Below are 9,269 nucleotides of genomic sequence, written 5' to 3'. Positions count from 1 at the left end.
CACCCCGGCATCAACGAAGCCGGCGCCGTCGCAGCCTTCACCGCCGCCGGCACCGCCTACGCCACCCACGGCGTGCCGCTGATCCCGGTCTACGTGTTCTACTCCATGTTCGGCTTCCAGCGCACCGGCGACGCCTTCTGGGCAGCCGCGGACCAAATGACCCGCGGCTTCATCATCGGCGCCACCGCAGGACGGACCACCCTCACCGGCGAAGGACTCCAGCACGCCGACGGCCACTCCCCCATCCTCGCCGCCACCAACCCGGCAGTGGTCACCTACGACCCCGCCTACGGCTACGAAATGGGCCACATCGTCCGCGACGGCATCGAACGCATGTACGGACCGGATTCGACCGACCGCAACCTGATGTACTACATCACCGTCTACAACGAACCCATCACCCAGCCGGCCGAGCCGGAGGACCTGGACGTTGAAGGCGTGATCAAGGGCATTTACCTGCTTGCACCGGCCAAGATCGACGGCCCCCGCACGCAGATCCTGGCCTCGGGCGTTTCGGTGCCGTGGGCGCTGGAAGCCCAGCGCCTCCTGGCCGAGGACTGGGGCGTCTCCGCCGACGTCTGGTCCGTCACGTCCTGGAACGAACTGCGCCGCGACGCCATGGCAGCGGAAGAGGACGCGTTCCTCAACCCCGGCCAGCCGGCACGGGTTCCGTTCGTGACAGCACAGCTCGAAGGTGCCACCGGCCCCATCGTGGCGGTCACGGACTACATGAAGGCCGTCCCGGACCAGATCCGCCAGTACCTCCCGAACGAGTTCGCCTCGCTCGGCGCGGACGGCTTCGGCTTCTCCGACACCCGCGCCGCGGCCCGCCGCTTCTTCAAGAACGACATCCACTCCATCGTGGTCCGTTCCCTCGAGATGCTGGCCCGCCGCAGCGAAGTGGACGCCCAGGCTCCCGCCCAGGCGATTGAGAAGTACCGGCTGAACAACGTCAATGCCGGCTCCACAGGAAACGCCGGCGGCGAATCCTGATCCGGACGCAGTGAATCACGACGGCGGCGGTCCCCACCACAAGGCGGGGGCCGCCGTCGTCGTTGTGCTCCCGGCGTCGTTGTACTCTCGTCGCCGTTGTGCTCTCGGCGTTTGTGACGCAGCGCAAATCGAGTTGTAGCCTTTGCACAAATGGAGCTTGGCCGGCGCGCACCGTATGCTCGATGCATGGCAGAGCCAACCCCCACTCCCGCAAAGCGCAAGCCGGCCTCCCGCGCCCTGACGCCGGAAAAAACCCAGACGCTGAAGAAACTCCGGGCCAGCGTGGGGCAGTTGTCCACCACCACCATGCGACAGCTCGAAAAATCGCTGCCCTGGTACGGGCGGCTCAGTTCCGATGAGCGGTCTGCCCTCGGCATGGTGGCCCAGAACGGCATCGCCGCGTTTGTGACCTGGTACGAGCGGCCCAGCTCGCCGTCATGGATCCTCACGGATGTTTTCGGGACCGCCCCCACCGAGCTGACCCGCTCCATCAGCCTGCAGAAGGCGCTCCAGCTCATCCGGATCGTGGTGGAGGTGGTGGAGGACCAGGTGCCAGTCATCGCGCCGGAGGCGGACCAGCCTGCGCTGCGGGAAGCCGTGCTCCGCTATTCACGGGAAGTGGCCTTTGCCGCCGCCGATGTCTATGCCCGGGCAGCCGAGTCCAGGGGTTCCTGGGACACCCGCCTCGAGGCGCTGATTGTTGACGCCATCCTGCGCGGCGAAAACACCGATGCCCTGCGGTCGCGGATTGCCGCCCTTGGCTGGAAAGCACAGGAGCGATTTACCGTCATGGTGGGCAATTCGCCGTCGGAACCCAGCGCCAGCTACGTCAGCGAGCTGCGCCGGACCGCCGGCAGGTTCGCCGAGGACGCGCTGGTGGGGATCCAGGGGGACCGCCTGATCCTGATCCTTGGCGGAGTCCAGGACCGGGAGAGCGCCTACCTGAAGCTCAGCGAACTTTTCGCCCCGGGCCCTGTTGTCTACGGGCCGGAAGCGGGATCCCTGCTGGAAGCCAGCAGTTCGGCTCAGTCCGCCTTTGCAGGGCTGACCGCGGCGCGGGCCTGGCCCTCGGCGCCGCGCCCGGTGGCGGCTGACGACCTGCTGCCGGAGCGGGTGATCTCCGGGGACGACGCCGCACGCCGGTCCCTCATCAAGAACATCTACCGGCCGTTGATTGCCGCGTCCAACGGACTGGTGGAGACCCTGGGCACTTATCTCGAACTTGGACACTCGCTCGAAGCGACGGCGCGTGAGCTCTTTGTGCACGCCAACACCGTCCGCTACCGGCTCAAGCGCGTTTGTGACGTCACCGGCTGGGATCCGCTGCTCCCCCGGGAGGCATTTGTGCTGCAGGCGGCCCTTGTGGTGGGACGGCTTTCCGTGCCGCCCAAGGCGCCCACCGAACGCCAGACGTCCCGGAACGGCAACTGAACCGTTGTAGACTTCCTACAAACTGACCCAGTGAGCTTGGTGCATGAATACACCGAGAATCACGCGGTAATTTGGAAAGCTGGATACGTGCTTGCAATCGTCTGCCCTGGACAGGGCTCCCAGACCCCTGGTTTTCTGGCCCCTTGGCTGGAACTGCCTCCCGTCGCCGGCCATTTGGCCTCCCTCAGTGAAATAGCAGGCATCGACCTCACCGCACACGGCACCACGTCGGATGAGGAAACCATCAAGGACACGGCGGTGGCGCAGCCGCTGATCGTCGCGGCCGGCCTGGTCGCCGCAAAGTCTCTGTTCGACGTCGAACTCAGCGCCCTCCCCGTCATCCTCGCCGGACATTCCGTCGGCGAGATCACGGCGTCGGCGCTTGCCGGAGTCCTGACCGAGACCGAGGCGATGACCTTCGTCCGGGAGCGTGCCAACAGCATGGCCGCTGCCGCCGCTGTCACCCCCACCGGCATGAGTGCCGTGGTTGGCGGGGACCCGGCCGAGGTACTGGCCGCCATCGAAGCCGCCGGCGCCACGCCGGCCAACGTCAACGGCGCCGGCCAGACGGTCGCGGCGGGCACGTTCGAACAGCTCAAGGCCCTCGCGGAGAATCCTCCGGCCAAGGCACGCGTGATCCCGTTGAAGGTTGCCGGGGCGTTCCACACCTCGCATATGTCACCCGCCGTTGCGGCGCTGGAAGCGCTGAAGCCCTCGCTGCAGCCCCGGAACCCGCAGGTGCCGCTCCTGTCCAACTTTGACGGCCAGGAAGTGACCGACGGCGACGCAGCTGTCGGCAGCCTCATCGCCCAGGTCTCCCGCCCGGTCCGCTGGGACCTGTGCATGGAAACGCTGGTGCAGCGCGGCGTCACCGGAGTCATCGAACTTGCACCGGCCGGAACCCTGGCCGGACTCGCCAAGCGGGGCATGCCCGGGGTCAAGACCGTTGCCGTCAAGACGCCGGACGACCTCACCGCTGCCCTGGCCCTATTCGCAGAACTGGAGGGACAGGCATGAGCGCTCCCGCACTCAAGCAGGCGCCACTGCGCGAACACACCCGCATCCTCGGACTCGGTGCTTACCGGCCAGACGTCATCGTCACCAACGAAGACGTCTGCCAGTGGATTGATTCCTCGGATGAATGGATCCGGCAGCGCACCGGCATCGTAACCCGTCACCGGGCTCCCGCAGACGTCAGTGTCATTGACATGGCTGAAGGCGCGGCCCGCGAAGCCCTGGCGAAAGCGGGCATCGAGGCCAGCCAGCTGGGCGCCGTGATCGTGTCCACTGTGACGCATCCGTATGCGACGCCCTCAGCTGCTGCCAGCCTGGCGGACCGGATTGGGGCCACACCCGCTCCGGCCTTCGACATCTCCGCTGCGTGTGCCGGCTACTGCTACGGCATCGCGCAGGGCGACGCGCTGGTCCGTTCCGGCGCAGCCGACTATGTGCTCGTGGTGGGCGCCGAGAAGCTTTCGGACGTCATCGACAACACTGAACGCACGATTTCGTTCCTGCTGGGCGACGGCGCCGGCGCCGTCGTGATCGGCCCCTCCGACATTCCGGGCATCGGCCCGTCGGTCTGGGGTTCGGACGGCAGCAAGTGGGACGCGATCGGCATGACGCATTCCCTGCTCGACGTCCGTGAGCTTGCCCTTGCCGCGAACAAGTCAGGGGCGCTGAGCACCGAAGAGGCCGAGGTTACCGACGCCGCCATCTGGCCCACCCTGCGCCAGGACGGCCAGACTGTCTTCCGCTGGGCTGTGTGGGAGATGGCCAAAGTTGCCCAGCAAGCCTTGGACGCGGCCGGGATTTCGGCCGAAGACCTCGCAGCCTTCATCCCCCACCAGGCCAACATGCGCATCATCGACGAGATGGTCAAGAAGCTCAAGCTTCCGGAGACCGTCAAAGTGGCCCGGGACATTGCCGAAGCCGGAAACACGTCCGCGGCCTCCATTCCGCTTGCCACCCACCGCCTGCTCCAGGAAAACCCCGAACTCAGCGGCGGACTCGCCCTGCAGATCGGATTTGGCGCCGGACTGGTGTTCGGTGCCCAGGTCATAGTGCTCCCGTAGCCGAACCCTTTACCCACAACTGAATACGTTCTGAAAAGCACGGATTCGCGAACCAAGCCGTAATCGCGGCTTGAATCATTTCCGGCAGCACCTGCCGGCAACAACAAGAAAAGGAGCCATCAATGGCTAGCAACGAAGAGATCCTGGCCGGCCTGGCTGAAATCGTCAACGAAGAAACCGGCCTCGCCACCGAAGCCGTCGAGCTGGACAAGTCCTTCACCGAGGACCTGGACATCGACTCCATCTCCATGATGACCATCGTGGTCAACGCTGAGGAAAAGTTCGGCGTGCGCATCCCGGACGAAGAGGTCAAGAACCTCAAGACCGTCGGTGACGCTGTCAGCTTCATCGCTGACGCACAGGCCTAGTCCTGGCTCCTGCCGGCAACGGCCGAATCCGGTAGCCGGTCCGGGGCGCTGTTCCAGCGTTCCGGACCGGACACCGCTGAATGACCCCAAGTTTTCCCCACGCATCCCCGGCCAGGCATTTCCCGGACTCGGCATGCGCACCGATAGAGAGTGATCCCATGGCACGCAAAGTAGTCATTACCGGTCTGGGTGCCACCACGCCCATTGGCGGCGATGTCCCCACAATGTGGAATAACGCGCTGAAGGGCGTCTCCGGCGCACGCACGCTCGAGGACGACTGGGTAGCGAAGTATGAACTGCCCGTCCACTTCGCAGCCCGCGCCTCCACTCCCGCCCTGGACGTCCTGAGCCGCGTCGAAGCCAAGCGCATGGACCCGTCCACGCAGTTCGGCGTCGTGGCCGCCCGCGAAGCCTGGGCCGACTCCGGCATTACCGAAGTGGACCACGACCGTCTGGCCGTGGCTTTCGCCACGGGTATCGGCGGCGTATGGACCCTGCTGGACGCGTGGGACACGCTACGCGAGAAAGGCCCGCGCCGCGTCCTGCCGATGACCGTGCCCATGCTGATGCCCAATGGCGTGGCAGCAGCGGTAAGCCTCGACCTTGGCGCCCGTGCCGGTGCGCACACTCCGGTGTCCGCCTGCGCGTCAGGCACCGAAGCCCTGCACCTCGGCCTGGACCTGATCCGTTCCGGCAAGGCAGACGTCGTGGTCTGCGGTGGCGCCGAAGCGGCGATCCACCCCATGCCCATTGCCGCATTCGCCTCGATGCAGGCTCTGTCCCGCCGCAACGACGATCCCGAGCACGCCTCGCGCCCCTACGACACGGGCCGCGACGGCTTCGTCATGGGTGAAGGCGCCGGCGCCCTGGTCATCGAGGCCGAGGAACATGCGCTGGCCCGCGGAGCCCGGATCTACGGCGAGCTGGCCGGAACGTCCGTGACGGCAGACGCCTATCACATCACCGCCCCGGACCCGCAGGGCCTGGGCGCCACCCGCGCCCTGAAGGCGGCCATGTTCGACGGCCGGATCCAGCCCGAGGAAGTGGTCCATGTCAACGCACATGCGACGTCCACGCCCGTGGGTGACAAGCCGGAATACACCGCCCTTCGCGCCGCCCTTGGGGCGCACGTCGACAATGTTGCGGTCTCCGCGACGAAGTCTCAGATGGGCCACCTGCTGGGTGCCTCGGGCGCCGTAGAGGCCGTGCTGACCGTGCTGGCCGTCTACGAACGCAAGGCGCCGGTGACCATCAACCTGGAAAACCAGGACCCGGAGATCCCGCTCGACGTCGTCACCAAGACTGCCCGCGACCTGCCCGCCGGCAACATCGTGGCACTGAGCAACTCGTTCGGGTTCGGCGGCCACAATGCCGTGATTGCAGTCCGCAGCATCTAACGTCCCCCGCTGGCAATCGCAAGAGGCCCCTGCCGTCCGGCGGGGGCCTCTTGCATTATGGAGGGTGTAGCAAGGCGGGGGCCGGTCAGCCCACCTGGTGCAGCCAGCGCACGGGTGCGCCCTCGGCCGCGTGCCTGAAGGGCTCCAGCTCTTCGTCCCAGGCTTCGCCGAGCGCAAGTGACAGCTCGTGGTAGACGGCGGACGGGTCGCCGGCGCCGGATTCGTAGGCGTAACGGATGCGGTCCTCGGAGACCATGATGTTGCCGTGTACGTCGGTGACGGCGTGGAAGATTCCCAGCTCCGGAGTGTGCGACCACCGGCCGCCGTCAACGCCCTGGCTGGGCTCTTCCGTGACCTCATAGCGAAGATGCGCCCAGCCGCGCAGGGCGGACGCCAGTAGCGCGCCGGTGCCCGGGGTGCCGGTCCAGGACAGTTCCGAACGGAACATTCCGGGCGCAGCAGGCTGAGCAGTCCACTCAAGGTCCGTCCGCTTGTCCACGACCGACCCGATGGCCCACTCAACGTGGGGGCACAGGGCGGTCGGGGCCGAGTGAACGAACAAGACACCGCGGGTCATTGCAACAGACATTCCATCCTCCATAGCTGTAGGTACGTCTTCCCCAACGACCTCTGCCTGGATGTGTGTCTGCCGCGCCGGGTCCGCATGCTGCCGGTGGTCCCTGCAAAGCTATGAAATTAGTGCCGGCCGATGCCTGAAACCGCTTGAGGGCGAGCTTCAAGCCTGACTTGATAGTTGCCGGGCATGAGTCTTATTGTGCCGTACCCCGCCTAATTACGCCAGTGCAATTCGGCGCGCCGGAAGCGGCCGGGAAATTTCACGCGCGCGGGTGCGCCTGCTGGTAGCTTCGCCGGAGCCGGTCCACCGAGACGTGGGTGTAGATCTGCGTGGTGGCCAGGCTGCTGTGGCCGAGGATTTCCTGCACGGCCCTAAGATCGGCTCCGCCGTCGAGCAAATGGGTGGCCGCGGAGTGCCGGAGTGCGTGCGGACCGGTGGCAGCGGTGTCGCCCAGCGCATCGAGCAGGTCCTTCACCACCGCGCGAACCTGCCGTTGGTCCACCCTGCGGCCCCGGACCCCCAGGAAGAGTGCCGGACCGCTCCCCTCGGCGGCCAGCAGTGGCCGTCCGCGTCGCAGCCAGTCGTCGACAGCGACAGCGGCCGGGAGCCCGTAGGGCACCGTCCGTTCCTTGTTGCCCTTGCCGAGCACCTTCAGTGTCCGCCGGTCGGGGTCGAGATCGTCAACGTCCAGCCCTGCCAGCTCCCCCACCCGGACACCGGTGGCGTACAGCAACTCCACCATGGCGCGGTCTCGAAGGGCGAGGGCACCGCCGTCTTCTGCAGCAGCCTGCAGCCCGTCCAGGACACGGACAACCTGTTGCTGGTGCAGAACGCCGGGCAGGGATTTGTCCCGCTTCGGCGCCTTCAGGCGAAGCGCAGGGTCGGCATCGAGGAGCTCTTCACGGACTGCCCAGGCGGTGAAGGACCGTGCGGTGGCTGCCCGCCGCGCCAGTGTGGAACGGGACATGCCAGCTTCGCTCTGCGTGCCGAGCCAGCGCCGCAGGGTGGCCAGTTCGATCCCGTCGAGGTCGGTGGCCCCGTCGGCAGCGGCGGCCGACAACAGGCTGTGGACGTCGGACAGGTAGGCACGAACTGTGTGGGGCGACCTGGCGCGTTCATGTTCAAGGTAGCGGCCGAAGCCGTGGGCCGCGCCAGCGAGGGCTGCGGGAAGTTCGGGGGTGTCCACGCTCCCACTTTCCCACTGTTTGGCAGCCACACAACGGACCGCAGGGCTCAACACGCCTTGCGGGAACGCTTCCAGCCGCCGCGTTCGGATTCAGCGAGCCCCAGCAGCCCCAGCCTGCCCAGCCCCGCCCTGACGGAATCAGCACTCAGCCCGGCAACTGAGGTCAGCTTTTCGACCGAACTTGTGGACCGCAGCGGCAGCGCGTCGAGCAGGATGAGGTCCTCCAGCGTAAGCCCGTCATGGTCGGCGGGCTGTCCCGGGCCCGGTTCGGCCATCGATTCACCGCTGGGCGAGGCAAGTTCGGCAATCTCCCCGGCATCTGTGACGCACACGGCTCCCCCCTCGCGAATCAGCCGGTGGCAGCCGGCGGAATTGGCACTGTGCACGGACCCGGGGACGGCGCCGACGGCACGGCCCAGCGTTTCGGCATGGTGGGCTGTGTTCAGTGCGCCCGAGCGCCAGCGGGCCTCCACCACCACTGTGACGGAGGACAGCGCGGCGATGAGGCGGTTCCGCTGCAGGAACCGGTACCGGGTGGGAGCGGATCCGGGCGGGACTTCAGCCAGGACAGCCCCCTGGTTTGCGACGGCCCTGAGCAGGTCCTCGTTGCCGGATGGATAGAAGCGGTCCACTCCCCCGGCCATGACGGCGATGGTGGGCATGGTGTCGCCGGCACCGGCCAGCGCAGCCCTGTGGGCGTGGGCATCAATCCCGTAGGCCCCGCCGGAGACGACGGTGAAGCCCCGTTGGGCCAACGAATACGCGAGGTCGCCGGTGACGGCTGCACCGTAGCTGGTGCTGTCGCGGGACCCGACCAGCGCAATGGACCTTGACGCTGCGGGCAGGGGCTGTTCCACGCCACGCCACCAGAGGCAGATGGGTTCTTGAAGGTCCAGGTCCGTCAACTGCCGGGGCCACAGGGCATCGGAGGGCATGATCATGCGCCCGCCCAGCCGGTGCATGGTGGCGAGGTCCCGCTCCGGAGCAAGGTCCGGTATCCGGGGAGCCCAGCGTTTGAGTGAGGCGTTCATTCCCGGCCAGCTGCTGGTGCCGTTCTCTGCCAGCAGCGCGGTCAGAGCCTGTTCAAGCTCCGGACCGGATGCCAGTTGTCCGGTGGCGATTCGAAGCGCATCCACCGCGCCTGCGGTCCTCACGAGCGCCAGGCCCACGGCGTCCTGGGGCTCCATCAGACGCGACAGGGCGGCCCGCGCCAGGCGTTCAGTGTCAGTCATCGTATTCCTT

The 9,269-nt window shown here is 67.0% G+C and carries 9 protein-coding genes; 6 read left to right on the top strand and 3 right to left on the bottom strand.

Annotated features, from left to right (window positions below; translation table 11 throughout):
• From BS38_RS0115725 to fabF, 6 genes are all read left to right on the top strand, one after another.
• Positions 1 to 993: transketolase-like TK C-terminal-containing protein (locus tag BS38_RS0115725; RefSeq protein WP_028271677.1), on the top strand; the 993-nt coding region annotated here is incomplete at its 5' end.
• A 186-nt stretch (positions 994 to 1,179) separates the two neighbouring features.
• Positions 1,180 to 2,424, top strand: coding sequence for a PucR family transcriptional regulator (locus BS38_RS0115720; protein WP_028271676.1), 1,245 nt, complete (start codon positions 1,180 to 1,182; stop codon positions 2,422 to 2,424).
• A gap of 87 nt (positions 2,425 to 2,511) precedes the next feature.
• Positions 2,512 to 3,441 (top strand): ACP S-malonyltransferase, encoded by a 930-nt coding sequence (locus tag BS38_RS0115715; RefSeq protein ID WP_028271675.1) that lies wholly within the window; start codon positions 2,512 to 2,514, stop codon positions 3,439 to 3,441.
• Positions 3,438 to 4,499, top strand: coding sequence for a beta-ketoacyl-ACP synthase III (locus BS38_RS0115710; RefSeq protein WP_028271674.1), 1,062 nt, complete (start codon positions 3,438 to 3,440; stop codon positions 4,497 to 4,499). Before BS38_RS0115715 ends, BS38_RS0115710 begins: the two co-directional genes overlap by 4 nt.
• 122 nt (positions 4,500 to 4,621) lie before the next feature.
• Complete coding sequence (locus BS38_RS0115705; RefSeq protein WP_028271673.1) at positions 4,622 to 4,867, top strand: acyl carrier protein; 246 nt, start codon at positions 4,622 to 4,624, stop codon at positions 4,865 to 4,867.
• 158 nt (positions 4,868 to 5,025) lie between these two features.
• Positions 5,026 to 6,264, top strand: a complete 1,239-nt coding sequence (gene fabF / locus BS38_RS0115700) for a beta-ketoacyl-ACP synthase II (protein WP_028271672.1) — start codon at positions 5,026 to 5,028, stop codon at positions 6,262 to 6,264.
• Positions 6,265 to 6,349: 85 nt separating this feature from the next.
• On the opposite strand, the gene BS38_RS0115695 is transcribed toward fabF, so the two are convergent.
• From BS38_RS0115695 to dprA, 3 genes are all read right to left on the bottom strand, one after another.
• The gene (locus tag BS38_RS0115695) at positions 6,350 to 6,853 is read right to left on the bottom strand and encodes a DUF3145 domain-containing protein (protein WP_028271671.1); all 504 of its coding nucleotides are present in this window, start codon (positions 6,851 to 6,853) and stop codon (positions 6,350 to 6,352) included.
• 247 nt (positions 6,854 to 7,100) lie between these two features.
• Entirely contained in the window at positions 7,101 to 8,027 is a 927-nt protein-coding gene (locus tag BS38_RS0115690) for a tyrosine recombinase XerC (RefSeq protein ID WP_028271670.1), read from the bottom strand.
• A gap of 47 nt (positions 8,028 to 8,074) precedes the next feature.
• Entirely contained in the window at positions 8,075 to 9,259 is a 1,185-nt protein-coding gene (gene dprA / locus BS38_RS0115685; RefSeq protein WP_051628959.1) for a DNA-processing protein DprA, read from the bottom strand.
• Positions 9,260 to 9,269: the final 10 nt, after the last annotated feature.

This window comes from Arthrobacter sp. UNC362MFTsu5.1, assembly GCF_000685965.1.
In the GTDB taxonomy this organism is placed as follows: domain Bacteria; phylum Actinomycetota; class Actinomycetes; order Actinomycetales; family Micrococcaceae; genus Arthrobacter.
Note: the sequence above shows the minus strand (reverse complement) of the source record. Positions and strands in the feature narration are given on the sequence as shown.